This window comes from Pseudomonas mucoides (genome assembly GCF_015461845.1).
In the GTDB taxonomy this organism is placed as follows: Bacteria; Pseudomonadota; Gammaproteobacteria; order Pseudomonadales; family Pseudomonadaceae; genus Aquipseudomonas; species Aquipseudomonas mucoides.
The window spans coordinates 160,028-186,319 of record NZ_JACOPW010000003.1 but is presented as its reverse complement, the minus strand read 5'-3'; the positions used below and the strand labels follow the sequence as shown (position 1 = coordinate 186,319).

General features: G+C 60.7%; 20 protein-coding genes. 3 read left to right on the top strand and 17 right to left on the bottom strand.

What is annotated here, in order from left to right:
* Window positions 1-49: 49 nt before the first annotated feature.
* The 8 genes from H8F22_RS15690 to betI form a co-directional block, all read right to left on the bottom strand.
* Window positions 50-1,228 carry a BaiN/RdsA family NAD(P)/FAD-dependent oxidoreductase gene (locus H8F22_RS15690; RefSeq protein ID WP_027926629.1) on the bottom strand — a complete coding sequence of 393 codons (1,179 nt, stop codon included), beginning with the start codon at window positions 1,226-1,228 and terminating at the stop codon, window positions 50-52.
* Between the two features lie 84 nt (window positions 1,229-1,312).
* Complete coding sequence (gene dbpA, locus H8F22_RS15685) at window positions 1,313-2,698, bottom strand: ATP-dependent RNA helicase DbpA (RefSeq protein WP_059183049.1); 1,386 nt, start codon at window positions 2,696-2,698, stop codon at window positions 1,313-1,315.
* Window positions 2,699-2,881: 183 nt separating this feature from the next.
* The gene (gene mdtD / locus H8F22_RS15680; protein ID WP_194940434.1) at window positions 2,882-4,309 is read right to left on the bottom strand and encodes a multidrug transporter subunit MdtD; all 1,428 of its coding nucleotides are present in this window, start codon (window positions 4,307-4,309) and stop codon (window positions 2,882-2,884) included.
* A 157-nt stretch (window positions 4,310-4,466) separates the two neighbouring features.
* Entirely contained in the window at window positions 4,467-5,804 is a 1,338-nt protein-coding gene (locus H8F22_RS15675; protein ID WP_194940433.1) for a TldD/PmbA family protein, read from the bottom strand.
* Window positions 5,804-7,246, bottom strand: a complete 1,443-nt coding sequence (locus tag H8F22_RS15670; protein WP_027926633.1) for a TldD/PmbA family protein — start codon at window positions 7,244-7,246, stop codon at window positions 5,804-5,806. The genes H8F22_RS15675 and H8F22_RS15670 overlap by 1 nt, the downstream gene beginning before the upstream one ends.
* A gap of 285 nt (window positions 7,247-7,531) precedes the next feature.
* On the bottom strand, window positions 7,532-9,235 hold the full coding sequence (gene betA / locus H8F22_RS15665) for a choline dehydrogenase (protein ID WP_027926634.1): 1,704 nt from the start codon (window positions 9,233-9,235) through the stop codon (window positions 7,532-7,534).
* Window positions 9,236-9,406: 171 nt separating this feature from the next.
* Window positions 9,407-10,879 (bottom strand): betaine-aldehyde dehydrogenase, encoded by a 1,473-nt coding sequence (betB, locus tag H8F22_RS15660; protein WP_027926635.1) that lies wholly within the window; start codon window positions 10,877-10,879, stop codon window positions 9,407-9,409.
* A 108-nt stretch (window positions 10,880-10,987) separates the two neighbouring features.
* Window positions 10,988-11,581: a transcriptional regulator BetI gene (gene betI / locus H8F22_RS15655; protein ID WP_027926636.1), complete on the bottom strand. Its 594-nt coding sequence runs from the start codon at window positions 11,579-11,581 to the stop codon at window positions 10,988-10,990.
* 378 nt (window positions 11,582-11,959) lie between these two features.
* On the opposite strand from betI, the gene H8F22_RS15650 reads away from it, so the two are divergent.
* Window positions 11,960-13,909: a BCCT family transporter gene (locus H8F22_RS15650; RefSeq protein ID WP_231986537.1), complete on the top strand. Its 1,950-nt coding sequence runs from the start codon at window positions 11,960-11,962 to the stop codon at window positions 13,907-13,909.
* Window positions 13,910-14,108: 199 nt separating this feature from the next.
* Here the strand turns inward: H8F22_RS15650 and choV are convergent, their stop codons facing one another.
* From choV to H8F22_RS15635, 3 genes are all read right to left on the bottom strand, one after another.
* The gene (gene choV / locus H8F22_RS15645) at window positions 14,109-15,287 is read right to left on the bottom strand and encodes a choline ABC transporter ATP-binding protein (protein ID WP_027926638.1); all 1,179 of its coding nucleotides are present in this window, start codon (window positions 15,285-15,287) and stop codon (window positions 14,109-14,111) included.
* Window positions 15,284-16,129: a choline ABC transporter permease subunit gene (gene choW, locus H8F22_RS15640; protein WP_027926639.1), complete on the bottom strand. Its 846-nt coding sequence runs from the start codon at window positions 16,127-16,129 to the stop codon at window positions 15,284-15,286. The genes choV and choW overlap by 4 nt, the downstream gene beginning before the upstream one ends.
* 66 nt (window positions 16,130-16,195) lie before the next feature.
* Entirely contained in the window at window positions 16,196-17,143 is a 948-nt protein-coding gene (locus tag H8F22_RS15635) for a choline ABC transporter substrate-binding protein (protein ID WP_027926640.1), read from the bottom strand.
* 435 nt (window positions 17,144-17,578) lie between these two features.
* Here H8F22_RS15635 and H8F22_RS15630 point away from each other — a divergent pair, with 435 nt between their 5' ends.
* Together H8F22_RS15630 and gbdR are read left to right on the top strand one after the other, a co-directional pair.
* Complete coding sequence (locus H8F22_RS15630) at window positions 17,579-18,955, top strand: L-serine ammonia-lyase (protein WP_027926641.1); 1,377 nt, start codon at window positions 17,579-17,581, stop codon at window positions 18,953-18,955.
* 540 nt (window positions 18,956-19,495) lie between these two features.
* On the top strand, window positions 19,496-20,599 hold the full coding sequence (gene gbdR / locus H8F22_RS15625; RefSeq protein WP_027926642.1) for a choline metabolism transcriptional regulator GbdR: 1,104 nt from the start codon (window positions 19,496-19,498) through the stop codon (window positions 20,597-20,599).
* Between the two features lie 87 nt (window positions 20,600-20,686).
* Here gbdR and H8F22_RS15620 read toward each other — a convergent pair whose 3' ends face one another.
* The 6 genes from H8F22_RS15620 to choX form a co-directional block, all read right to left on the bottom strand.
* Entirely contained in the window at window positions 20,687-20,950 is a 264-nt protein-coding gene (locus H8F22_RS15620; protein WP_059182043.1) for a hypothetical protein, read from the bottom strand.
* A gap of 388 nt (window positions 20,951-21,338) precedes the next feature.
* Window positions 21,339-22,502 (bottom strand): gamma-butyrobetaine dioxygenase, encoded by a 1,164-nt coding sequence (locus H8F22_RS15615; RefSeq protein ID WP_059182044.1) that lies wholly within the window; start codon window positions 22,500-22,502, stop codon window positions 21,339-21,341.
* A gap of 14 nt (window positions 22,503-22,516) precedes the next feature.
* Window positions 22,517-22,993, bottom strand: a complete 477-nt coding sequence (locus H8F22_RS15610) for a thioesterase family protein (RefSeq protein WP_027926645.1) — start codon at window positions 22,991-22,993, stop codon at window positions 22,517-22,519.
* Window positions 22,994-23,116: 123 nt separating this feature from the next.
* Window positions 23,117-24,082 carry an L-carnitine dehydrogenase gene (locus tag H8F22_RS15605; RefSeq protein WP_027926646.1) on the bottom strand — a complete coding sequence of 322 codons (966 nt, stop codon included), beginning with the start codon at window positions 24,080-24,082 and terminating at the stop codon, window positions 23,117-23,119.
* 137 nt (window positions 24,083-24,219) lie between these two features.
* Window positions 24,220-25,107 (bottom strand): BKACE family enzyme, encoded by an 888-nt coding sequence (locus H8F22_RS15600; protein WP_027926647.1) that lies wholly within the window; start codon window positions 25,105-25,107, stop codon window positions 24,220-24,222.
* Between the two features lie 103 nt (window positions 25,108-25,210).
* Window positions 25,211-26,155 (bottom strand): choline ABC transporter substrate-binding protein, encoded by a 945-nt coding sequence (gene choX / locus H8F22_RS15595; RefSeq protein WP_027926648.1) that lies wholly within the window; start codon window positions 26,153-26,155, stop codon window positions 25,211-25,213.
* Window positions 26,156-26,292 lie beyond the last annotated feature (137 nt).

Sequence of the window (26,292 nt, the reverse complement as noted above, 5' to 3'; positions counted from 1 at the left end):
TACACCGCTAGCGCGAGCAGGCTCACTCTTACATGGATTTTGTGTTGCTTCAGGCGTACTGCGCGGCAGCGTAGCCTGAGGCCCAGGCCCACTGGAAGTTGAAGCCGCCCAGATGCCCGGTCACGTCGAGCACTTCGCCGATGAAGTACAGGCCGGGGCTTTTCAGCGATTCCATGGTTTTGGACGACACTTCGTGGGTGTCGACGCCGCCCAGGGTCACTTCCGCCGTGCGATAGCCTTCGGTACCGGCCGGCACCACTTTCCAGCTCGCCAGTTTTTCGGCGATGTCGGCGATTTCCGCGTGGGTGTACTGCTTCATCGGTTTGGACACGAACCAGTTGTCCGCCAGCAGATTGGCCATCTTCTTGGTGAAGATTTCCCCCAGAAGGGTTTTCAGTTCGCTGTTCGGGCGTTCGGCTTGCTGCTGTTGCAGCCACTCATGCGCGTTGTGGTCCGGCATCAGGTTGATCTCGACCGTGTCGCCAGATTCCCAGAACGAAGAAATCTGCAAAATCGCCGGGCCGCTGAGGCCGCGGTGAGTGAACAGGATGTTCTCGCGGAAACTCTGCTCGTTGCAGCTCACCAGGCAATCCACCGACGTGCCTGACAGCTCGGTGCAAAGCTCTTTCAACTGATCGGTAATGGTGAACGGCACAAGGCCGGCGCGGGTTGGCAGCAGTTGGTGGCCGAACTGTTTGGCAACCTGATAACCGAAACCGGTCGCGCCCAGCGTCGGGATCGACAGTCCGCCTGTGGCGATGACCAAAGACTCACAAGTGATCTGGCCCATCGTGGTGTCCAGCAGGTAACCGCTTTCGAGCTTTTCGATGGTCTGGATCGAGGTGTCCAGGTGCAGGCTGACGCCCACCTGATCGCACTCGTTGAGCAGCATCTCGAGGATGTCGCTGGATTTGTTATCGCAAAACAACTGCCCGAGCTTTTTCTCGTGATACGGCACGCCATGTTTGGCGACCATGCCGATGAAATCCCACTGGGTGTAGCGCGCCAGTGCGGATTTGCAGAAGTGTTCGTTCTGCGAGAGGAAATTGCCAGGTTCGGTGTACATGTTGGTGAAATTGCAGCGGCCACCGCCCGACATCAGGATTTTCTTGCCAGCCTTGTTCGCATGGTCGAGCAACATCACCTTGCGCCCGCGCCCGGCGGCGGTCAGCGCACACATCAACCCTGCGGCGCCAGCGCCAATGATCACGACTTCGGTAGAGCGCAAAACGGTGTCCTCTTGGTGTGTCACCACAAAACAAACTGTGGGAGCCGGCGTTGCGCCGGCTCCCACAGGGGAAGTGCGTTGTTCTTACAGGATACGAACGCGCAGCGAACGGCCTTTGATCTTGCCGTCATTCAGGCGTTGCAAGGCCTGCTTGGCGATCCCGCGCTCCACGGCCACATAGGCCTGGAAGTCGAAAATCGCGATCTTGCCAACCTGGGCGCCCGGAATGCCGGCATCGCCAGTCAGTGCGCCCAGGATGTCACCCGGACGAACCTTGTCTTTACGGCCAGCGCCGATGCACAGCGTGCTCATGACCGGCAGCAGTGGACCGCCGCCCTGGGACGTGAGGTTGTCCACCTGGTCCCAGTTCAACGGCGCCTTCTGCAGTTGCTCGATGGCTTGGGCGCGGTGCGCTTCGGACGGTGCAACCAGGCTGATCGCAATGCCTTTCTCGCCAGCGCGGCCGGTACGGCCGACACGGTGAATGTGAATTTCCGAGTCACGGGCCAGCTCGACGTTGATCACCATGTCCAGCGCATCGATGTCCAGACCGCGCGCGGCGACGTCGGTGGCGACCAGTACCGAGGTGCTGCGGTTGGAGAACATGGCCAGCACTTGATCGCGATCACGCTGTTCCAGATCGCCATGCAGGCCGACGGCCGAGATGCCTTTGGACGTCAGGTGATCAACGGTTTCCTGAACCTGCTGCTTGGTGAAGCAGAACGCCACGCAGGACGCCGGGCGGAAGTGGCCAAGGACTTTGGTCACCGCGCTCATGCGGTCATCCGGGGAGATCTCGTAGAAACGCTGCTCGATCTGCGTGTCGTCATGGAACGCCTCGGCCTTCACGATCTGAGGGTTGCGCATGAATTTCGCGGCGAGTTGCTTGATGCCCGACGGGTACGTGGCCGAGAACAACAGGGTCTGGCGACGTTCCGGGGTCTGGGCAATGATTTCTTCGATGGAATCGTAGAAACCCATGTCGAGCATGCGGTCAGCTTCGTCGAGGATCAGCGTGTTCAGGCCATGCAGAACCAGCGAACCTTTGCGCAAATGCTGCTGGATACGGCCCGGGGTGCCGACGATGATGTGCGCGCCGTGTTCCAGCGAGCCGATCTGCGGGCCGAAGGACACGCCGCCGCACAAGGTCAGGATCTTGATGTTGTCTTCGGCGCGGGCCAGACGACGGAGTTCCTTGGCGACCTGGTCCGCCAGCTCGCGCGTCGGGCAGATGACCAGTGCCTGGCAACCGAAGAAGCGCGGATTGATCGGGTTCAGCAGGCCGATACCGAAGGCGGCGGTCTTGCCGCTGCCGGTCTTGGCCTGGGCGATCAGGTCCATCCCCTTGAGGATCACCGGCAAGCTTTGCGCCTGGATCGGCGTCATCTGGGCATAACCGAGGGAGTCGAGGTTAGCCAGCATGGCGGCGGACAGCGGCAAAGTATTAAAAGCGGTGGCGATGGTGGTCACGGGACTGGCCTGCAAAACAAAATGTCGCGCAGTGTACCAGTCTCGCTCTATCTACCTGCAAATTCTGGACGAATAGCCGTAGCAGCTGTCGAGGCACGAGGCTGCGTTGGGCTGCGAAGCGGCCCCTCGAGGGCGGTCCTGCGGAGGCGCAACGCAGCCTCGTGCCTCGTCAGCGGCTACAGGTCAGTGTTCTATATCGTGCTCGCGGGTGACCATCCGTCGGCCGTCCGTTGGTGAGAGCTGGGAAAAGATCGTGGCCGCCAGCATGGCCATGATTCCGACCGTGACAAACGTCAGCTGGAACGCGCCCAACACCGTTTCCACGCCATCGTTTCCGATCTCGGCGGTAAAGCCGCCGAGCAACGCACCGGCGCAGGCAACGCCCAGGCTCAGGGACAATTGCGCGACGACCGACAACAGGCTGTTGCCGCTACTGGCGCTGGCATCGTCGAGGTCGATCAGGGTGACGGTGTTCATCGCGGTGAATTGCAGCGAGTTGATCGCCCCGAGAATCGCCAGCAGGCACAGCAGCAGCCAGTACGGTGTCTGTTCGCTGACCAGGCCCATGCTCGCGAGCATGATGCCCAGCGCCAGGGTGTTGCCGGTCAGCACGATGCGATAGCCCAACCGCTCGATCAGCGGACGTGCGACCCACTTGGCAACCATCGCCGCCGCCGCCAGCGGCAGCATGCTCATCCCCGCCTGTGACGGCGAATACCCCAGCGCCACTTGCAGCAGCAAGGGCACGAGGAAGGGCAGGGCGCCGCTGCCGAGGCGGGCAAACAGGTTGCCGAGGATGCCCACGGCGAAGGTCCGGGTCTTGAACAGTGACGGCGCGAACAGCGGGTTTTCAGTATGCCCGGCGCGTAACCAGTACGCCGCCAGACAGGCCATGCCAGCGAACAACAACAGCATCACGCGCAGGTGGGGCAGGTGCAGCTCGCCCAGACCTTCCATGGCGACGGTGATCAGAATCATCGCCGCGCCGAACAGCACGAACCCAAGGCTATCGAAACGGGTGCGCTCGGTGCCGCGTAGGTCCGGGATGAATTTCCACACGGCGTAGCAACCGACCAACCCGACGGGCAGGTTGATCAGGAAGATCCAGTGCCAGGTCAGGTACTCCACCATCCAGCCGCCCATGGTTGGGCCGATCAAGGGGCCGAGCAAGCCGGGAATGGTGATGAACCCCATGATCCGCACCAGTTCCGAACGCGGGTAAGCGCGCAGCACCACAAGGCGCCCGACCGGCAACATCAATGCACCGCCCAGGCCCTGAATGATCCGGGCACCGATCAGCAGGCTCAGGCTCGTCGAAATGGCGCAAAGCAACGAACCGAGGCTGAACAGAAGGATCGCGCCGAAGAATATTTTCTTGGTGCCGAAACGGTCGGCGATCCAGCCGGAAGCGGGGATCAGCAAGGCGACGGTGAGCATGTAGGCGATGATCACGCCCTGCATCCGCAACGGATCTTCCGCCAGGTCGCGGGCCATGGCGGGCAGTGCGGTGTTGAGGATGGTGCCGTCGAGGGACTGCATGAAAAACGCGATGGCGACGACCCACGGCACCCAGCGGGCGGTGACAGCGTCGAGAGGCGGGCGGTTGGGCATGGGACCTCTTGCGGGTTGGAGTTGTTAATGCAAGGTCATTGCAAGCCAGAATCTCTGTGGGAGCGGGCTTGCCCGCGAAGGCGGTGTGTCAGTCAACATTAATGCTGAGGCTGATGGCCTCTTCGCAGGCAAGCCCGCTCCCACAGAGGTTTTGTGTTTACAGGGTCAAGGTGAGTTTGCTGATGAGTGCGCCCGGCAATAACGCCGAAGCTGTGGCCCGCTGACTGTAGGTACTCGCCGACAGCAACAACTCGCGCTCCTCGGTCAACGCCTCCAACTGCGAACCCAGCAAGCTGTAGGCGCTGTCATCAAAACGCATGGTGCTCACCGGCGACTGAATCTCGCCGTTCTCGACCCAGAACGTCGCAAACCGGGTCATTCCGGTCATGCGTGCCCCCGGTTGGTCGGAGTAGTTCAGGTACCAGAGGTTGCTGATGTACAACCCCGTGCCCAGTTGCTTGAGGATTTCGGCTTCAGGCAACGTCCCGGCCGCCATGTTCAATGCACTGGGCATCTCCCCACCGCCCGCGCCGTTGGCAGTCAAGCCGTATTCCGCCGCGCTGCGGGAACTGACCATTTGCGCGCCGGCCTTGCCTTCGACGATCAACCCCAGATCACTGCGGGGATAACCTTCGCCGGAGAATGCCGGGCTCAACGAGCCACTGACTTTTTCATCAATGGACACCTGCGGGCTGAACGCACTGTCCCCCGCATACAGCTTTTGCAGTGGGCTGGTTTTGCTGGCAATCGACTGCGCTGAAAAACCACCCCAGCCGAGCATGCCCATGATTTCTTCAAGGGCTGCCGGTGCGAGGTAGGCGCGGTACTGACCCGGTGCCAGCGTGCGCAACGGCCGACCGAGAAACGCCAGTTGCTCGCGCGCCAGAGCGAAGCGCTTGGCAAACCCTTCGCTGCTCCAGTCATGTCCGGCATAGCTGGCTTTCACGGCCTGACCATTTTCATGAAACAGGCTGAAGTCGAAGTTGAAACTGTTGGCCTGATGCCAGCCAAACGCACCCGAAGAGCTGGCGAAACCGCGACTGATCGGGCCCGCCGCATAGAAGCCCACCAGGTCCAGCCCTTCCGCGGCCTGAGTGATTTCAGCGACCACCTGCCCGGTGTCCGGCAGTGGATGTTCCTGCACATTCTTGCTCTGCCAGCTGTTGTGGTTGATCAGCAGGTACGGATCCTGCGGCAGCAACGGCAGAATTTCGCGCAACTGTTGCAGACCTTCGGCCAGACGCTGCCGGTCCACTTCCGGGTCGCCAGCCAAGGTGATGTCGAGGTCGGCATGCCGGCCATCGTTGATCAGCTTGAGGCCGATGCTCGCTTGCTGCACCTGCCCGGCCTGGCGCACCTTGGCGTGGTTGAAACGCACGAAGGCCGATGACTCGGCGGCGTAGCTGAGGGTGAATTGTTCCGGCTCGCCAATGGCGTCGCGTAGCCAGTTGACCAAGGCCTTGAAGCCATCGGCCTGATTTTTCGACGTACTCATCAGGCGTCTCCCCCAAACACATCCACGTTGCTGAACACACAGGCTGGCGACGCGTGGCCGACGCGGATCACCTGGTTCGGTTCGCCCTTGCCACAGTTCGGCGTGCCCAGGACCTTGACGGTGTTGGCGTCGCCGACGGCGCTGAGGCTTTTCCAGAACTGCGCGGAAATCGCCCGGTAGTTCGGGTTTTTCACCACGCCCTTGAGTTCGCCGTTTTCGATCAACTGCGCCCATTCGCAGCCGAACTGGAACTTGTTGCGCGCATCGTCGATGGACCAGGAACGGTTGGTGGACATCATGATGCCGTGCTCGATGTTGCCGATCAGTTGCGCCAGCGGTTGATCGCCGGGCTCGATGTTGAGGTTGGCCATGCGGTCGATCGGTGGACGGTTCCAACCACAGGCGCGGCTGTTGGCGACGCCGTTCATGCCCGCGCGAAATTGCGAGAGCGCGCCGCCCAATGGGCGCAGCAACACACCTTCCTTGATCAGGAATTGCTTGCTCGCGGCCGTGCCGTCGTCGTCATGACCGTAGCTGGCGAGCTGCTCGGGGATGTCCGGGTCGAACGTCACGTTGAGCAGTTTCGAGCCGTATTGCAGATGACCGAAGTCTTGTGCCTTGACGAAACTGGTGCCGGCGTAATTGCGCTCATCGCCGAGGATGCGGTCCAGTTCCAGCGGGTGGCCGATGGATTCGTGGATCTGCAGCATCATCTGGTCGGGCATCAGCAGCAGGTCGCGCGGGCCTTGCGGGGTGTTCGGCGCCAGCAGCAATTGCAGCGCCTGATCGGCGACTTGCGGGCCGGCGCCGATCAAGCCGCACCGGCTGATCACATCCGCGCCGCCCTGCTGGCCGAAGTTCTCGCGGCCAAGGCTGCGGGTCTGGCTGTCGCTGCCGTCATAGGCCGTGACGTCGAGGCCCGGGTAGACGAAACGTTGGGCCTGGCGCAGTTCGGCACCGGCGCTGTTGAGGTAGATCTGCTCGACGTGGGTGATGCCGATGCTGACCTGCCAGTTCACCAGCCGCTCGTCCTTGGGCACGGACGCAGATTCGGCGCCGAGCAATTGGTAGCAATCACTCAGGGACGGGAAAGGCTGGTCGAGGTTGGGCGAAAAATAGTCGGCGCGGTCGCTGGAGACGGTTTGGTCGCGCAGGTCGAGCAACGCATGGGGCTTGAGTCGGCGGGCTTGTTGTTCGGCGCGGTCGAGGGCCGATTGCAGGCCGTGTTGCGACAGGTCGTTGGTCGCGGCGTAGGCTTCGACGCCGTTGATGCGCACGGTCAGCATCGCGCCTTCATCACGGCTCAGGCTGGGAGGTTCGGCGACATTCTTGCGCACCGACAGGTATTGGCCGGACTCGCGCACATAACGCAGCGAAAAGAATTCAGCGCCCGTGCGCAAGGCAGCGAAGCGCTGCTTGAGCTGGGGGTGGAAATCGAACATTCGGGAACCTCCTTGGTATGGAGTGGCGGTGTTGCGGTGTTGCGAAGGGGGAGGTGAAACGTTTGCGTGGCGCTAGATTAGGCCTGTGCGGGGAGCGATATCAAGGGTGGAGCGGTGTAGGAAAGGATTACGTCGGTGTGTCAGCCAGGGATGTGTTGTCTGGTAGGACCCATCGCGGGCGAGCCCGCTCCCACAGGTTTTCGGTTTGATCACATATCTGCAATCCAACCGAAAACCTGTGGGAGCGGGCTTGCCCGCGATTGGCCGCGACGCGGTGTAACGGTCTTACTGCGCCGTAGGACTCACATCACGCATCGGCTTGCCACGCACCGGTGCATCACCGGCCACGAAGTAGGCAGCCTTGCTGCGCGGCAGCGGCTGGCGGCCACGGATCTTGTCGGCGATTTTCTCGGCGATCATGATCGTCGGCGCGTTCAGGTTGCCGGTGGTGATGATCGGCATGATCGAGGCATCGACCACACGCAGACCTTGCATGCCATGCACACGGCCTTCGCCATCAACCACGGCCATTTCGTCGGTACCCATCTTGCACGAGCAGGACGGGTGGAACGCGGTTTCGGCGTGTTCGCGGATGAACTTGTCGAGCTGCTCATCGGTTTGCACGTCGATGCCCGGGCTGATTTCGCGGCCACGGAAAGCATCCAGCGCAGGTTGCTGCATGATTTCACGGGTCAGGCGGATGCCGTCGCGGAATTCCTGCCAGTCCTGCTCGGTGGCCATGTAGTTGAAGAGGATGCTCGGGTATTCGCGCGGGTCTTTCGACTTCGCTTGAATACGGCCACGGCTCGGCGAACGCATGGAACCCATGTGCGCCTGGAAGCCGTGCTCTTTCACACCGTTGCTACCGTTGTAGTTAATCGCGACCGGCAGGAAGTGGTACTGGATGTTCGGCCAATCGAATTCCGGACGGGTACGAATGAAACCGCCGGCTTCGAACTGGTTGCTGGCGCCGATGCCGGTGCCGTTGAACAGCCACTCTGCACCGATGGCCGGCTGGTTGTACCAGAGCAGTGACGGGTACAGCGAGACCGGTTGGGTGCAAGCGTATTGCAGGTACAGCTCTAGGTGATCCTGCAGGTTTTCGCCGACGCCTGGCAGGTCATGGACCACCGGGATGTCGAGCTTGTTCAGCAGTTCGGCCGGGCCGACACCGGAGCGTTGCAGGATCTGCGGCGACGCGATGGCGCCGGAGCACAGCAGCACTTCTTTGCGGGCACGGGCTTCAACGCGCTCTTCGGCGGCGCCGATCAGGTAACGCACGCCGACCGCACGCTTGCCTTCGAACAGGATCTTGTCGGTCAGGGCGTGGGTGACGATGGTCAGGGTCGAACGCTTCTTGGCGACGTCCAGATAACCGCGAGCGGTGCTGGCGCGACGGCCGTTCGGCGTCACGGTACGGTCCATCGGGCCGAAGCCTTCCTGCTGGTAACCGTTGAGGTCTTCGGTGCGCGGGTAACCGGCTTGCACGCCGGCTTCAACCATGGCGTGGAACAGCGGATTGTTGCCGGCTTTCGGCGTGGTCACGCTGACCGGGCCGTCGCCACCGTGGTAGTCGTTCGGGCCGATGTCGCGGGTTTCGGCTTTGCGGAAATACGGCAGGCAGTTCAGGTAATCCCAGTCTTCCAGGCCTGGCAACTTGGCCCAGTTGTCGTAGTCCATCGCGTTGCCGCGGATGTAGCACATGCCGTTGATCAGCGAGGAACCACCGAGGCCCTTGCCGCGACCGCATTCCATCCGGCGACCGTCCATGTGTGGCTCTGGATCGGTTTCGTATGCCCAGTTGTAGCGACGGCCTTGCAGCGGGAACGCCAGGGCGGCCGGCATCTGCGTGCGGAAGTCGAAACGGTAGTCCGGTCCGCCGGCTTCGAGCAGCAGGACGGTGACGCCTTCGTCTTCAGTCAGACGGGTCGCCAGGGTGTTACCGGCCGAACCGGCACCGATGATGATGTAATCGAATTCTTGGGACATTGAATGCACCCTCTTTGAAGTTGGTCAGGTCAGCGAGTGCTTCGCACTCGATCGCGGGCAAGCCACGCTCCCACAGGGATCGGGGGGCACCGCAGATTTGGCGAACGACGCCAAACCTGTGGGAGCTGGTTTGCCTGCGATAGCGATCTCGCAGGCGAAGCAAATACCGCCTTAGAAAACCGAGGCGTAATCGCCCAGTTCGACCTGTACCGATTTGATGCGGGTGAAGTTGTTCAGCGAGCTGATGCCGTTCTCACGGCCAACACCCGACTGCTTGTAACCGCCAACTGGCATTTTCGCGTCGGACTCGCCCCAGGCGTTGATCCAGCAGATACCGGCTTCCAGTTGATGAATCACGCGGTGAGCGCGGTTCAGGTCCTTGGTGACGACGCCAGCGGCCAGGCCGAAGTCGGTGTCGTTGGCACGACGGATCACTTCTTCTTCGGTTTCGTAGGTCAGGATGCTCATCACCGGGCCGAAGATTTCTTCGCGCACGATGGTCATCTCGTCGGTGCAGTCGGTGAACACGGTCGGGGCCACGAATGCGCCTTTGGCGAATTCGCCGTCGGTCAGACGAGCGCCGCCGCACAGCACGCGAGCGCCTTCTTCCTTACCTTTGGCGATGTAGCCCAGCACGCTTTCCATGTGGGCGAAGCTGACCAGAGGACCGAAGTTGGTGTTCTCGTCTTCCGGGTTGCCGACGCGGATGCGCGCTACGCGTTCAACGATCTTGGCTTCGAAAGCGGCTTTCAGGTGGCTCGGTACGAACACGCGAGTGCCGTTGGTGCAGACCTGGCCGGAGCTGTAGAAGTTGGCCATCATCGCGGTGTCGGCGGCGCGATCAAGGTCGGCGTCGTCGAAAATGATCAGCGGGGATTTGCCACCCAGTTCCATGGTCACGTCTTTCAGCGACGAGGCAGAAGCGCTGGCCATGACTTTCTTGCCGGTGTCGGTGCCGCCGGTGAAAGAGATTTTTTCGATGCGTGGGTGTTCGGTCAACCAGGTGCCGACTTCACGGCCGCTGCCGGTCAGTACGTTGAACACACCGGCTGGCAAGCCTGCTTCGGTGTAGATCTCGGCCAGTTTCAGGGTCGTCAGGGACGTGACTTCGCTTGGCTTGAAGATCATCGCGTTACCGGCCGCCAGGGCCGGTGCGGATTTCCACAGGGCGATCTGGATCGGGTAGTTCCACGCGCCGATACCGGCCACGACGCCCAGCGGCTCGCGACGGGTGTAGACGAACGAGGTGGTGCGCAGCGGAATCTGCTCGCCTTCGATGGCCGGGACCAGACCTGCGTAGTACTCCAGCACGTCCGCGCCGGTGACGATGTCGACGTACTTGGTTTCGGAGAACGACTTGCCGGTGTCCAGGGTTTCCAGGGCGGCCAGTTCATCGTTGCGCTCGCGCAGGATGTCGACGGCGCGACGCAGGATGCGCGAACGCTCCATGGCGGTCATCGCGGCCCAGATTTTCTGGCCCTTTTCGGCGCTGACCACAGCACGCTCAACGTCTTCCTTGGTCGCGCGTTGTACTGTTGCGAGGACTTCACCGTTAGCCGGGTTGATGGCTTCGAAAGTGGCGTCGCTGCTGGCGTCGGAGTAACCGCCATCGATGTAGAGTTTTTGCAGTTCGAAACGGGCCATAAAGTCCTCGCAAGTGCATAAGTTAGTTGGCGTTAACCACTGGGCGTGCCGTGTTGCGCTGGCACGCGGGTCAGTGGCGGTTCGGGGGTTGAGCGTTTTGTGTGTGCTCTAACTCACCCGCTTGGCCAGTTGGAAATCCATGTATTCGTAAGCGATCCGGTGCGCCTGCTCGGTGTCGAAAGCATCTCCCGACAGCGCGCCGCGCAACCACAAACCGTCAATCAACGCTGCCAGGCCACGGGCTGCACTGCGCGCATCATCGAGCGGCAATACGCGGCGGAACTGGCAGCACAGGTTGGAATACAGACGGTGATCGTTGATCCGCTGCAACCTGTGCAAAGACGGGTGGTGCATGCTGGTGGCCCAGAAGGCCAGCCAGGTTTTCATTGCCGGACCGTTGACCTGGCTGGCGTCGAAGTTGCCTTCGATGATCACCTGCAGATGCGCCCGCGGGCTGTCATCTGTCAGCGCCTGACGGCGTGCGGTGACGTTCTCGCTGAGTACACTCATCAGGTACTGCGCCGTGGCAGCGATCAGGCCGTTCTTGTCCTGAAAATAGTGACTGATGATGCCATTCGAGACACCGGCCAAACGGGCGATCAGCGCAATGCTGGCGTCCCCCATACCGACCTGATCGACGGCCAGCAAGGTGGCTTCGATCAATTGCTGGCGGCGGATGGGTTGCATACCGACCTTGGGCATCTTGCACATCTCCTTAGGCCTTCCGGCGGACGTAAGACGTCCATCGGTTTGAGGGCCAGTCTATTTTGTTTTGATTGAACGTTCAATCAACAAAGAATAAGATCTGCGACAATTCGTCGCTGCTTACAGATTTTTCCTACGTGTAAATGACGATAAACCGACATCCAAAACGGCTCGAAACCCCTACGCCTTGGCGTTCCGGGCTTCGGGCTTTTTTCGGGGTGTCTTTATATCACCCGTCGGTCGGCTGCCCACTAACCGATTAGTCGGGTACCGCGTTGCCTTGTGTTCTTCTCTCGCACTGCCTGGAGCATCTGTGCCATGAGTTCTGCCTCTCTTATAAAGACCCCACCCGATAAGGTGACGGTCAACGGTTGGGTGTTCTACACCTCTACCGCGCTGATCCTGTTGTTGACCGCCATTCTGATCATCGCCCCGCAAGAGGCCGGCAGAGTGCTCGGTATTGCCCAGGCCTGGTTGTCCCGCAGCTTCGGCTGGTACTACATGGTGGTGATCGCCGCTTACCTGGTGTTTGTGGTGGGCCTGGCGTTTTCGTCCTACGGCAAACTGAAACTGGGCAGCAAGGACGATACCCCGGACTTCAGCTACGGCGCCTGGGCGGGGATGCTGTTCTCGTCGGGTATCGGCATTTCGCTCCTGTACTTCGGTGCCTCCGAGCCGCTGGACCACTACTTCAACCCGCCCGAAGGCGTGGCCGCGAGCAACATGGCCGCCCGTCAGGCCGTTCAACTGACGTTCCTGCACTGGGGCCTGCATGGCTGGGCGATCTACGCACTGGTCGGTCTGGCCGTGGCTTACTTTGCCTACCGTCACAACCAGCCGCTGGCGCTGCGTTCGGCGTTGTATCCGCTGGTGGGCGAGCGTTGGGTCAAAGGCGCGGCCGGTCATGCGGTGGACGGCTTTGGCATGTTCGTGACCTTGCTGGGGCTGGTGACGAACCTGGGGATTGGTTCGCTGCAAGTGTCTTCCGGGTTGGAAAACCTGTTCGGCATGGAGCACAGCAACACCAACCTGCTGATCGTGATCATTGTGATGAGCACCGTGGCGACCATCGCCGCCGTGTCCGGTGTGGAAAACGGTATCCGCCGTTTGTCCAACCTGAACATCGTGCTGTTCAGCGGTTTGCTGATTTTCGTCCTGTTGTTCGGCCCGACCCTGCACCTGCTCAACGGCTTCGTGCAGAACATTGGCGACTACCTGAACGGCGTGGTCCTGAAGACCTTCGACCTCTATGTGTACGAAGGCGACAGTGAGAAGTCCGACCGCTGGTTGGGCCTGTGGACCCTGTTCTACTGGGCCTGGTGGATTTCCTGGGCGCCATTTGTGGGCATGTTCATCGCGCGTATTTCCCGTGGTCGCACGGTGCGTGAACTGGTGGCCGGCGTGCTGCTGATTCCGCTGGGCTTCACCCTGGCGTGGCTGTCGATCTTCGGTAACTCGGCCCTCGACCTGGTGATGAACCATGGGGCGGTGGAGCTGGGGAAGACGGCGCTCGAACAGCCGTCCATGGCGATCTACCAGTTGCTTGAGCATTACCCGGCGTCGAAAGTTGTGATCGGCGTGTCGATTTTTGTCGGTTTTGTGCTGTTCCTGACCCCGGCGGATTCCGGCGCGGTGATGATGGCCAACCTTTCGTGCAAGGGCGGTAATGTCGACGAAGATGCGCCGCACTGGCTGCGGATTTTCTGGTCGGCGGTGATTACCCTGGTGACCATCGGCCTGCTGTTCGCCGGTAACTTCGAAGCCATGCAAACCATGGTGGTGCTGGCCGGTTTGCCGTTCTCGGTGGTGCTGGTGTTCTTCATGTTCGGCTTGCACAAGGCCATGCGCCAGGATGTGCAGATCGAGCAGGAGCAAGCGGAGTTGGCTGCGCGCGGTCGTCGTGGTTTCAGCGAGCGTTTGACTCAGTTGGACCTGCAACCGAACCAGTCGATTGTTCAGCGTTTCATGGACAAACAAGTCAGCCCGGCGCTGGAAGATGCGGCGGTGCAATTGCGCGGTCAGGGTCTGGATGTGCAGACGTTGCTGGGCAAGTCGAAACGCTGCATGGGCGTGCGGATCGAGATGGAAGAGGGCAACCCTTTTGTCTACGAAGTGAGCCTGGACGGCTATCTGGCGGCGGCGAGTGACACGGCGTCGGCTGAAAGCGCTGATGAACCGCGCGCACGCTACTACCGCGCCGAGGTGTACCTGCACAACGGCAGCCAGGATTACGACTTGATGGGCTTCACCCAGGATCAGATCACCCGTGATGTGCTCGATCAGTTTGAAAGCCATCGGCAGCTCCTTGGCCGTGTCTATAGCTAAACCTTGATAGGACGCGGTATTTCAGTCTGAAACGCCGCGTCCTATCCATCGCGGGCAAGCCCGCTCCCACAGGATTGTCACCGTCCTTGTGGGAGCGGGCTTGCCCGCGAAGGGGCCATCACTAGCAAAGCAGCTTGACCCGATGTCCCGATAAACAAAAACGCCGCGATCCTCTCGCGGCGTTTTTGTGTCTGCTGCCTTACCCCAGGTTCTTGCCGAGCAGCGCGTGATACAGCTCGCTGTCGCCGAGAATCCCGACCACTTTGTTGTTGTCGTGAAGCACCAGTTTGTTGCCGGTCTGATAACGAATCTGCAACGCATCGCGCATGCCGATGTTCGAGTCCACCAGCGTCGGCCGACGACCCAGACCTTCCACCGCTTGCCCTGGAATCCAGTTCTGCAGGTCCAGGCTCGCGCCGTTCTGGCGGGCGCCCTTGATGGTGTTGCCTTCAGCCAGGTCCAGCCACGAATCGCCGCCCGGATCGAGGCACACCGAACCGTTGATGCGCTTGCAGTTGTCCAGCGTGCGCATCAGGCTGCGGCCGCACAACACGTTCAGCGGGTTGGTGTGCGCGACGAAGGTCCGCACGTAGTCGTCCGCCGGGTTCAGCACGATCTCTTCCGGCTTGCTGTACTGAATGATCCGGCCGTCTTTCATGATCGCAATGCGGCTGCCGAGCTTCAGGGCTTCATCGAGGTCGTGACTCACGAACACGATGGTCTTGCTCAGCTTGCGTTGCAGTTCCAGCAATTCGTCTTGCAGGCCCTGGCGGATCAGCGGGTCGAGTGCCGAGAACGGTTCGTCCATCAGCAGAATGTCGGCGTCCATCGCCAGTGCGCGGGCCAGGCCCACACGTTGCTGCATACCGCCGGAAAGCTCGTTGGGTTTCTTGTTGCGCCATTGGGTCAGGCCCACCAGCTCAAGCTTGTCGTCCACCAATGTGCGGCGTTCCTTCTCGGGACGCCCCTGCATTTCCAGGCCGAAACTGATGTTTTCACGAACGGTCAACCAAGGCATCAGGGCGAACTTCTGGAACACCATCGCAATGCGCTTGGTGCGCATCATTTTCAGTTCTGCCGGGGTGCAGGAGGCGATGTCGATCTGCTTGCCTTCGTGCTCGACGAACAGCTTGCCGCGGCTGACGGTGTTGAGGCCGTTGATGCAGCGCAGCAGGCTGGACTTGCCGGAGCCGGACAGGCCCATCAGTACGCAGATTTCACCTTTTTCGACGTCCAGGCTGGCCTTTTCCACACCAACGATCTGCCCGGTCTTTTTCAGGATCTCGTTACGGGTCATGCCTTGATCCAGCAGTTTGAGTGCCTCGCGTGGATCTTTGGAGAAGATTACGTCGACGTTATCGAAGCGAATAATGCTCATGCGTCACCCCCTACTTTGGCGTCGGGTTGTTTGCAGATACGGTCGAGCATGATCGCCAGCAATACGATCGCCAGGCCCGCTTCGAAGCCCAGGGCGATATCAGCAGTGTTCAGTGCGTTGACCACGGGTTTGCCCAGGCCGTCGGCGCCTACCAGTGCCGCGATCACCACCATCGACAGCGACAGCATGATGCACTGGGTAATGCCGGCCGCGATGCTTGGCATGGCGTGGGGCAATTCAATCCGTGAGAGCAGTTGACGTCGCGAGCAGCCAAAGGCCTTGCCAGCGTCCATCAATTCTTCCGGTACATCGCGAATGCCCAGGTAAGTCAGGCGGATAGGCGCGGCAATCGCGAACACTACCGTCGAGATCAAGCCCGGGACCACACCCAGACCGAAGAGGGTCAGGGTAGGAATGAGGTACACGAAGGTCGGTACGGTCTGCATCAGATCGAGCACCGGACGCATCAATGTGTAGAACATCGGTTTGTGCGCGGCGACGATGCCCAACGGCACGCCGATGACCACGCAGACCAGGGTGGCGAACAGCACCTGGGCGAGGGTTTCCATGGTTTCCTGCCAGTACCCCAGGTTGAGGATCAGCAGGAAGGAGGCGATGACGAAAACCGTCAGTCCCCACTTGCGTTGAATGAAGTGTGCCAGTAGTGCGATGAGGCCGATCAATGCCAGCGGGTTGAACCAGGTCAGCGCAAAAGTCACGCCGTGGATCATCGTTTCCAGTGTCACGGCGATTGCGTCGAAGGTGTTGGCGCCGTGTTGCGTCAACCATTCAACGAAGCCCGCGATGTACTGGCCTAAAGGGATTTTCTGATCAATCAGCATGGTAGTGAACGTCCGCATGCAAGGAAATAAACAGCCCGGACGGCCGAAGCCGTCCGGCGTAAGCGATTACTGCGCGAGCTTGGCTTTCACGGCCTCCAGGCCTGGTTTACCGTCAATGGTGGTCACGCCAGCGAGCCAGGTATCGAGGACCTGTGGATTCTTTTTGAGCCAGGCCTTGGCGGCCGCGTCAGGCTTCATCTTGTCGTCCAGGATGTTGCCCATCAGAGAGCTTTCCATGTCGACGGTGAATTCCAGGTTCTTCAGCAGTTGGCCGACGTTGCTGCATTCCTGGGTGTAACCCTTGCGGGTGTTGGTTGCCACGGTGGCGGCGCCGAAGTCGGGGCCGAAGAAGTCGTCACCACCGGTGAGGTACTGGATCTTGAAGCGCTTGTTCATCGGGTGCGGCGCCCAGCCGAGGAAGACCACGGCGGTGTCGCGCTTCTGCGCGCGATCGACCTGCGACAACATGCCGGCTTCGCTGGACTCGACCACTTTGAAACCAGCGTCTTTAAGGCCGAAGGCGTTCTTGTCGATCATACTCTGGATCAGGCGGTTACCGTCGTTACCTGGCTCGATGCCGTAGATCTTGCCGTCGAGCTCTTTCTTGAATTTAGCGATGTCGGCGAAGTCATGCAGCCCTTTGTCGTACAACGCTTGCGGCACGGCGAGGGTGTACTTGGCGCCGGTCAGGTTGGTGCGCACCACATCGACGGTGCCGGCATCGCGGTAGGCCTTGATGTCGTTTTCCATGGTCGGCATCCAGTTACCCAGGAAGACGTCCATGTTCTTGCCGTCGGCCAGGGACTTGTAGGTCACCGGCACGGAAATCATCGTGGTTTTGGTCTTGTAGCCGAGGGCGTCGAGCACGACGCTGGTGGTAGCGGTTGTCGCGGTAATGTCGGTCCAGCCGACATCGGAGAAGTTTACGGTACTGCACTGAGCGGGTTCTGCAGCGTGAGCCAGTAACGGCAGACTCAGCATGGCGGCCAACAACAACGACGGGGAACCTTTCATGGATGGACTCCTTGGTGTTTTTTTTGGCAGTGTTCCGACTGGACCACCGCACTTATAGGTTGCGGTTGGATGGCGTTTTGGAGACAGCTCTACCACGGCGCCTTGCAATCGAGTCGATACGATCATGTACCAGTGAAAATCTGACGCCTACAGGGTGCGTCGTAACCAGTACAGGGAGGGTCGCATCCAGTGTCGGTGACGTCGTTTACAGCTTTTTTCAGCCCTCTTTTCCCCTCTGATCCGCTAAAAAACGGCGAAAACATTGCGTCGCCGCCCTGCGGCGTTGGTGGGCATGAGTGCGTCGGTGTGAGACGTCGAACGACATGACAAAAGCCTGATGATGCGGCCATCTCGGCGGATTGCAGCTTGAGCGTAGCAGCTCCGCCACTGGGCGCCTTTGCGTCTGGAGTCGGCACATCCAGGAGTTCGGCAGTAATGGCTATCAGTGTTTTCGACCTGTTCAAAATCGGCATCGGTCCTTCCAGTTCGCACACCGTGGGGCCTATGCGGGCCGCCGCGCTGTTTGTCGAGTCGCTTCGGGACAAGCATCTACTGGAGCAGGTGCGACGGGTCGAAGTTCAACTTTATGGTTCGCTGTCGGCCACCGGCATCGGTCACGGCAGCGACAATGCCGTCATCATGGGCCTGATGGGCGAATGGCCGGATGCGATCGATCCGTCGCAAATCGGCATTCGCATCGAAACCCTGCGTGAAACCCACATGTTGCTGCTCGACGGTCGCTTGTCGGTGCCGTTCATTTGGGCGCGGGACATGCGCCTGATCGACGAAAACCTGCCGTTCCACCCCAATGCCATGACCCTGATCGTCGAAGGCGATCACGGTGAGCTGCATCGCGACACCTACTATTCCGTCGGCGGTGGTTTTGTCGTGGATGAGGCCCAGGCGTCCAGCGGCGTGGTCGATCTGGATCGCACCGTGTTGCCGTACGATTTCTCCAGCGCCGTCGAACTGTTGAGCCTGTGCCAGACGCACAACCTGCGCGTGGCTGAATTGATGATGGCGAACGAGAAGGTCTGGCGCAGTGAAGAGGAAATCCGCGCCGGTCTGATGAAGTTGTGGCGTGCCATGCAGGATTGCGTCGACCAGGGCCTCAAGCACGAAGGCATCCTGCCCGGCGGCCTGAATGTGCGCCGTCGCGCGGCGAAGTTGCACCGTAGCCTGCAGGAACTGGGCAAGCCCAATGTGATCGGCTCGACCTTGAGCGCCATGGAGTGGGTCAACCTGTTTGCGCTGGCGGTCAACGAAGAGAACGCCGCGGGTGGGCGCATGGTCACGGCGCCGACCAACGGCGCGGCGGGGATCATTCCGGCGGTGTTGCACTACTTTATGAAGTTCAGCGAGGCGGTGACGGACGCCAACGTGGTCGACTATTTCCTCAGTGCTGCGGCGGTGGGCATTCTGTGCAAGAAGAACGCCTCGATCTCCGGCGCCGAAGTCGGTTGCCAGGGCGAAGTGGGTTCGGCTTGCGCGATGGCGGCAGCGGGGCTGGCGGAGATCCTCGGTGCCACGCCGGAGCAGTTGTGCAATGCGGCGGAAATCGGCCTGGAACACAACCTCGGCCTGACATGCGACCCGGTGGGCGGGCTGGTGCAAGTGCCGTGCATCGAGCGCAACGCGATTGCCGCGGTGAAAGCGATCAACGCGGCGCAGATGGCGCTGCGTGGGGATGGTCAGCACTTTATCTCGCTGGACCGGGTGATCCGCACCATGCGTGATACCGGCGCGGATATGCATGACAAATATAAAGAGACATCGCGGGGTGGGTTGGCGGTGAGCGCGGTGGAGTGTTGAGACCGAGTTGACGCCATCGCGGGCAAGCCCGCTCCCACAGGATTTGTTGTGTATTCAAAAACTGATGCGCACCACAAATCCCTGTGGGAGCGAACTTGCTCGCGATGGCGTCAGACCAGTCAAAACTGCGCGCTAAATGAACACCCGATTCAAAACACGCCACCTTTTAGCGCGTCGCTTACAGATAAGCCCCTTTCCGAATCACAGGGATCCAAACCGGCCCTGACCACTCGTCACCCGTGCTTGCGGTGACACTCTGTCCCGGCACCTCGCAGCCCTGTTCCCACAAGTGCTACCGATTTGCTCACGCCCCGCAAGGCAGGGCGTCTATCGCCGATAATGGCACTTATATCCACCCGTCGCCGCGCGGCTTATATAGACATGTCGCGACGTCGTTTTCAGGAGTTATTGAACGCGCATTCAATTTTAGGCATGGCATTTGCTCTGTCATTACAAAGCCCGTCTCCCACGCGAGAACGATGGCAATAACAAGAGCCTCCGCCTGAGGCCATCACCCGCTTTGTGTGAGGAGATACCGCGATGACGACGTCCAACTCCGGGGCTCAACCCCAGAACCGTGCGCCTCAATCCATCGGCTTTCTGCTGTTGGACAATTTCACGCTTATTTCTCTGGCCTCCGCAGTTGAACCCCTGCGCATGGCCAACCAATTGTCCGGCCGCGAGCTGTATCGCTGGTCCACACTCACCGTCGATGGCGGCCAGGTCTGGGCCAGTGACGGTCTGCAGATCACCCCCGACTGCTCCATGCACAAAGCCCCACCCCTGGACACCATCATCGTCTGCGGCGGTATCGGCATCCAGCGCACCGTTACCCGTGAACACGTGTCGTGGCTGCAAAGCCAGGCGCGTCAGTCCCGTCGCCTCGGCGCGGTCTGCACCGGCAGCTGGGCCCTGGCCTGCGCCGGCCTGCTGGACGGTTTCGATTGCAGCGTGCACTGGGAATGCCTGGCCTCGATGCAGGAAGCTTTCCCGCGTGTGGCCATGAGTACCCGCTTGTTCACCCTCGACCGTAACCGTTTCACCAGCTCCGGCGGCACCGCGCCACTGGACATGATGCTGCACCTGATCAGCCGCGATCACGGCCGTGAACTGTCCGCCGCGATCTCGGAAATGTTTGTCTACGAACGCATCCGCAACGAGCAGGACCATCAGCGTGTGCCACTCAAGCACATGCTCGGGACCAACCAGCCGAAATTGCAGGAAATCGTTGCGCTGATGGAAGCCAATCTGGAAGAGCCGATCGACCTCGACGAACTGGCGGTGTACGTCGCCGTTTCGCGTCGACAGCTTGAGCGCCTGTTCCAGAAATACCTGCACTGCTCGCCGTCGCGCTACTACCTGAAGCTGCGCCTGATCCGCGCCCGGCAGTTGCTCAAGCAAACGCCGATGTCGATCATCGAAGTGGCATCGGTGTGCGGTTTCGTGTCGACGCCGCACTTCTCCAAGTGCTACCGCGAATACTTCGGCATTCCGCCGCGTGACGAGCGCGTAGGTTCCAACACCACGCAACAGGTGGCGATGATGCCGCTGCCGCAAGCACTGGTGCTGTCGCCATTGTCGGGGCCGTTGTCGGCGTTGAGTCAGGCGCGTAACGAGTCGACTTTCGCTAGCGTACGGCTCTAGACCGCGCTGGCTTCATCGCGGGCCAGCCCGGCTTCTACAGGATCACGCTGTACTGTAGGAGCCGGGCTTGCCCGCGATGGCGGTTTATCAGGTTCTAGGGCTCTGTTGATACTCCGCCAACGCTGGCAGCAATTGCCTGTCGATCGCCTGACGCACTGCCGGCAGGATGGTCGCGCTGCTGGTGTACATATCCTTGACCATCTTGCGCAGTTCATATGCCCGGGCATCGTCTAATCCCCTTACCGCACACTCGCAAGCCTGTTCGGCTGTGGCACCGCTCGGCACTTGAAAACCCAACGATTTCAGCTGGCCCAACAGGTCTTCCTGGTCGATCAAATCGGCGTACATCATGACGCAATCCTTCTTCAGGGAACGGTGTCTTGGCTCGATTCTGGTAGGGGGACGAAGTGGCGGCAAGGGTGATTTGTCGCAATGGCCGCAATACCTATGAGCATGTCGTTTTCGGCTAACTTGTGAATCAAGGGAGTGGGCACACTGGACTCAGCTGGCAACACGAAGGTTTGGTCACCCTCGCGCAACGGCTCCTCAACAGTACCCTCCTCAGCTCCGATCCTGTCACGGCTTGATCGGGGTTTTTTTTGCCTGTGAATCAGGGCGGGATGGGGTGTCTGGATTTAAGCCATCGCGAGCAGGCTCACGCCTACACTCAACCGCATTCCTCTGAAAGAACCCGGTCAACGGCAGGAGTGAGCCTGCTCGCGATGAACGATGACGCGGTCTAGCGTTGCAACACCAGGATCCGCGACAACAACTCATCACGGTCGACATAGCACCCCTGAAAATGCCGGGCGCCACTGGCGGGATCAAACGCATTGCGCGCATGCAGCGTACGACGGTTATCAAAACACCACAGCTCGCCCGGATTCAGCCGCGTCATCACCCGAAACCGTGCTTCCCGAGTCATCGCGATGAACCGCCGGTAAGCGTGATACAGCTCGGGCATCTGCTCCACCGACGCATCAAACGGTCCGCGCAGGAAGTTCGCCATGCGGATTTCCGACACCTGCCCCCGTGCATCCAGCGCGATGATCGGCGCCAGGCAACGGTAGTCGCTGTGACGGTCCTTGTTGCGGAACTCCACAGGGATTTCACAGAGACTTTTAAACGCCTCGGGGTCCTCATTGCGCAAGGCATCGGCGATGGCAAAACCGTCGACAAAAATACTCTCGCCACCGTCGGCATCATTGACCAGGCAATGCAGGAATTGCAGCCCTGGTTGCAGCTCCCGGGTCGGCAGATCGCTGTGCAACGGCAGGTTGAAAGCGGTGTAGGCATTGCTGTCGGCATCGGCCTTGGATTGCACGTTGAACAGCACGCCGAAATTGCTCTCGCGGATGAAGGAAATCCGCTGGGCGATCAGCTTCAGCGAGCCCGGTTCAGTGGGTACGCCGCGCACTTGAGTCAGGCCGATATCGCGCACTGCCAGTAGCCATTGCAGCAGGGCGTCGTTGTCATTCATCAATGCCTGGTAATCGAACACCGGCAGCTGCAAATCCTGCTGCCACAGCCTGGCCTTGGGTTTACGCGCCTCCCGTTCGGCGCGGGATTCATCGTCATAGGCATGGGCGCGCAGCCAGCCGGGGTCGAAGCGGCTGAGATGGCCGTCCTGCCAATCGACGCAGAGACAACCTTCAGCATCGACGCGAGAGTCGGAGGGCAACAGGGTTTCGGCGACATCGACGATTTCCAGCACTTGCTCGCGGGTCACGGTATAGACGCATTGCGGGCAGGGGCAGTTGTCGCGCAACCACTGATGATGAAAGGGGCTGACGCGACCGTCCGCCCAGCTCACTTGAATTCGGTCCGCCAGGGTGTGCACGGCGGTCAACGCGCTGATCAACGGGTAGGTACGGAAGTCGGCAAAAGCGGCGGCGGTGTTCAATGGCGATCTCCTTGTTATTTTTTTTGGGGTAAAGCGATCACTCGACCAATGTACTCGGGGGTGGGCAAGTCAGTCTGCTCGGCGACGATGGCTTGCAGCTTGCTCAGCGACAGTTCACTGAAGGGCGCGGATCGCGGCCCGGCAAGGTCGACGTGCAGCAACATTTGCTCGTTGCCGGCCAGCTCCTTGTCGTCACCGACCCGATGCAGGCTGTGGTAGAGGTGCAGGCGTTTGCTGTCGTGACCGATGATTTGCGTGTGCACTTCGACGTCGGCGTCGAGCTTCACTTCGTGCAGGTAATTGAGGTGCAGTTCGAGGGTGAACAGCGAGTGGCCGCTGGCTTCGCGGTTGTTGCTGTCGAGCCCTAAGCGATCCATCAGCGCGTCGGTGGCGTAGCTGAAGATCAGCAGGTAGAAAGCGTCGCGCAGGTGGCCGTTGTAGTCGACCCAGTCGGGGATGATGCGTGTTTGGTAGGTGGTGAGGGTGGGCATGATGAGGATCCAGAATATAGGGTGATCGGGCTGCCGCTATCGCGAGCAAGCTCGCTCCCACAAGGACTGCGCAAAACCTGTGGGAGCGAGCTTGCTCGCGATGGGGCCAGTCCTGCCAGTTCATTACTCGCTGAAGGCCATCCCATGCTTTTCTTTGGTGGTCTTCACCGCTTCCAGCACCGCCAGCAGGCAATCATCACGATAGCGCTCCAGCGCCGAAATGCTGTGCGTGCCCAACTGATCAGTGGTGCCATCCACCACATCATCGATCAATTTGTCGGTCAGCTCCGGCGCTGGCAAATAGGTCCACGGCAACTGCAACGCCGGACCGAACTGCGCCATGAAGTGGCGCATCCCGGCGTCACCGCCGGCCAGCGTGTAGGTCAGGAACGTGCCCATGAATGACCAGCGCAACCCCGCGCCAAACCGAATCGCGTCGTCGATTTCACCGGTGGTTGCCACGCCATCGTTCACCAGGTGCAGCGCCTCACGCCAGAGCGCTTCGAGCAAGCGGTCGGCGATAAAGCCGGGCACTTCCTTGCGCACATGCAGTGGACGCATGCCTAGGGATTCATACACTTTCATCGCCGCTTGAACGGCTTCGGGCGCAGTGTTTTTGCCACCGACCACTTCCACCAGCGGCAGCAGGTAGACCGGGTTGAACGGGTGGCCGACCACACAGCGTTCCGGGTGGGTTGCGCTCTCGTAGAACTCGCTTGGCAACAGGCCAGAAGTACTCGAGCCGATCAAGGCATTGGGCTTGGCGGCGGCGCTGATTTTGCTGTGCAGTTCCAGTTTAAGATCGAGGCGCTCGGGGGCGCTTTCCTGGATGAAATCGGCGTCGCGTACGCATTCTTCAATCGTCGCGACAAAGCGCAGGCGATCCTGAGAAGCACCAGGCGCCAAGCCTTGTTTCTCCAGTGCGCCCCACGCGTTGGCGACGCGTTTGCGCAGGGCGGCTTCGGCACCGGGCGCCGGGTCCCAGGCGATCACGTCAAGGCCATGGGCGAGGGCGCGGGACACCCAGCCGCTGCCGATGACACCGCTGCCCAGGGCTGCGAAGGTTTTGATTTCGGTGATAAAAGTCATGGCGACGTCCTGAAAGAATTCGGTGGTCCCGTAGGAGCCGAGCTTGCTCGCGATGGCGTCGGTAAATCCGGCACATTTTTGCGGCCGGGATACCGCAATCGCGAGCAAGCTCGGCTCCTACAGAGAGAGGGTTTGGGTTAACCGCGCTTGGTCAGGCCCATTTTTTCCCGGCCTTGCGCCGGCGTCAGAACCCGGGCGCCGAGGCGGCTGAGGATTTCGCCGGCGCGTTCGACCAGTTGGCCGTTGGTCGCCAATACACCCTTGTCCAGCCAGATGTTGTCTTCCAGACCCACCCGAACGTTGCCGCCGAGCAGCACCGCTTGCGCTGCCATCGGCATCTGCATGCGACCGATACCAAAGCCTGCCCACACGGCATTGGCCGGCAGGTTGTCGACCATGGCTTTCATGGTGGTGGTGTCGGCCGGTGCGCCCCACGGGATGCCCAGGCACAGCTGGAACAACGGGTCGTCGAGCAGGCCTTCCTTGATCAACTGCTTGGCGAACCACAGGTGACCGGTGTCGAAGATTTCCAGCTCGGCTTTCACGCCCAGCTCTTGAATGCGTTTGGCGCCGGCACGTAGCTGGGCCGGGGTGGACACGTAAATGGTGTCGCCATCGCCGAAGTTCAGGGTGCCGCAATCGAGGGTGCAGATTTCCGGCAGCAGTTCTTCGACGTGGGCCAGGCGGGTCAGCGGCCCGACCAGGTCGGTGTTCGGGCCGAACTCCATCGGGTTCTCGCCGGCACCGATTTCCAGGTCGCCGCCCATGCCGGCGGTGAGGTTGACGATGATGTCAACGTCGGCCTCGCGAATGCGCTCCATCACTTCACGGTACAACGCCACGTCACGGCTGAACTTGCCGGTTTCGGGGTTGCGCACGTGGCAGTGGACCACGGTGGCACCGGCCTTGGCGGCTTCCACGGCGGCGGCGGCGATTTGTTTCGGGGTGACCGGCACGTGTGGGCTCTTGCTGGTCGTGTCGCCAGCACCGGTGAGTGCGCAGGTGATGATGACGTCGTGGTTCATGAGGCGGTTCCTTACAGGCGAGTGTTTTTCAGGAGAAAAGCCGGACGTAATAGTCCCGTTCGCAGCCCGCTCGGGCTGCGAATCGGTGGTTCGGTTCCAGGATTTATTTACTGGTCAGTTGCAGGTTTTCAGCCGCTGGTTTGCCATCGAAGGTGGTCACGCCTTCGAGCCAGCGCTGCTTGTCTTGCGGGTGATCTTTCAGCCATTGCTTGGCCGACTCGAAGGCGTCCTTGTGATCCAGCAGCGGCTGCATCATCCGGCTCTCGTCTTCGGCGGTGTAGGTCAGGTTGCTCAGCAAGCGACCGATGTTCGGGCACTGCTCGGCGTATTTCGGCGCGGTGACGGTCCAGACCGTGGCCATGCCTTCGTTTGGACCGAGGGCGTCGTCACTGCCGGTGAGGTAGGTCATCTTCACGTTGACGTTCATCGGGTGCGGCGCCCAGCCGAAGAACACCACGGCCTCGTTGCGGCGCACGGCGCGATCCACGGCGGCCAGCATGCCGGCTTCGCTGGACTCGACCAGCTGGAATTTGCCGAGGCCGAACTGGTTCTTGGCGATCATCGCCTTGATCTGGGTGTTGGCGCCCGAGCCAGGCTCGATGCCGTAAATCTTGCCGCCCAGTTCCTTCTCGAACTTGGCGATGTCGGCGAAGGTTTTCAGGCCCTTGTCGGCGAGGTACGTCGGTACGGCGAGGGTCGCGCGAGCGTCTTTCAGGCTCGGGGCTTGCAGCACTTTGACCTGGTTGCCATCGACGAACGGGGTGATGGTCTGGGTCATCAGCGGGTTCCAGTAGCCGAGGAACAAGTCCAGGCGCTGGTCGCGGATCCCGGCGAAGATGATTTGCTGGGACGCGCTGGTTTGTTTGGTGTTGTAGCCGAGGCCATCGAGCAGGACCTGGGTCATGGCGCTGGTGGCGATTACATCGGTCCAGTTCACTACGCCCATGCGTACGTTCTGGCACGATGCGGGTTCGGCGGCCATGACGCTGGCGCTCAGCAAAGCGGTACCACTGAGTGCAAGAACACAGCTGCTGATCAGTCGTTTCATCTCAGGTTCCTCGGCAGTTCGTTTATTGTGAGTTCCGGTGTCTGATGCGCCGGTGATGCCAAGTTACGCAGCTAAGCCCCCATGAAAGCGCACCACGGCGACCAGCTCTTGCACTGCAGCGACCTGTCCTCTTGAAT

What these genes read in the sequence shown, in the direction of transcription:
- H8F22_RS15620 (WP_059182043.1), bottom strand. Translation starts at nt 20,950, where the DNA reads ATGATGTACGCCGATTTGATCGACCAGGAAGACCTGTTGGGCCAGCTG.
- H8F22_RS15630 (WP_027926641.1), top strand. Translation starts at nt 17,579, where the DNA reads ATGGCTATCAGTGTTTTCGACCTGTTCAAAATCGGCATCGGTCCTTCC.
- mdtD (WP_194940434.1), bottom strand. Translation starts at nt 4,309, where the DNA reads ATGCCCAACCGCCCGCCTCTCGACGCTGTCACCGCCCGCTGGGTGCCG.
- H8F22_RS15610 (WP_027926645.1), bottom strand. Translation starts at nt 22,993, where the DNA reads ATGCCCACCCTCACCACCTACCAAACACGCATCATCCCCGACTGGGTC.
- H8F22_RS15605 (WP_027926646.1), bottom strand. Translation starts at nt 24,082, where the DNA reads ATGACTTTTATCACCGAAATCAAAACCTTCGCAGCCCTGGGCAGCGGT.
- choX (WP_027926648.1), bottom strand. Translation starts at nt 26,155, where the DNA reads ATGAAACGACTGATCAGCAGCTGTGTTCTTGCACTCAGTGGTACCGCT.
- H8F22_RS15675 (WP_194940433.1), bottom strand. Translation starts at nt 5,804, where the DNA reads ATGAGTACGTCGAAAAATCAGGCCGATGGCTTCAAGGCCTTGGTCAAC.
- choV (WP_027926638.1), bottom strand. Translation starts at nt 15,287, where the DNA reads ATGAGCATTATTCGCTTCGATAACGTCGACGTAATCTTCTCCAAAGAT.
- betA (WP_027926634.1), bottom strand. Translation starts at nt 9,235, where the DNA reads ATGTCCCAAGAATTCGATTACATCATCATCGGTGCCGGTTCGGCCGGT.
- gbdR (WP_027926642.1), top strand. Translation starts at nt 19,496, where the DNA reads ATGACGACGTCCAACTCCGGGGCTCAACCCCAGAACCGTGCGCCTCAA.
- H8F22_RS15600 (WP_027926647.1), bottom strand. Translation starts at nt 25,107, where the DNA reads ATGAACCACGACGTCATCATCACCTGCGCACTCACCGGTGCTGGCGAC.
- choW (WP_027926639.1), bottom strand. Translation starts at nt 16,129, where the DNA reads ATGCTGATTGATCAGAAAATCCCTTTAGGCCAGTACATCGCGGGCTTC.
- H8F22_RS15635 (WP_027926640.1), bottom strand. Translation starts at nt 17,143, where the DNA reads ATGAAAGGTTCCCCGTCGTTGTTGTTGGCCGCCATGCTGAGTCTGCCG.
- betB (WP_027926635.1), bottom strand. Translation starts at nt 10,879, where the DNA reads ATGGCCCGTTTCGAACTGCAAAAACTCTACATCGATGGCGGTTACTCC.
- betI (WP_027926636.1), bottom strand. Translation starts at nt 11,581, where the DNA reads ATGCCCAAGGTCGGTATGCAACCCATCCGCCGCCAGCAATTGATCGAA.
- H8F22_RS15670 (WP_027926633.1), bottom strand. Translation starts at nt 7,246, where the DNA reads ATGTTCGATTTCCACCCCCAGCTCAAGCAGCGCTTCGCTGCCTTGCGC.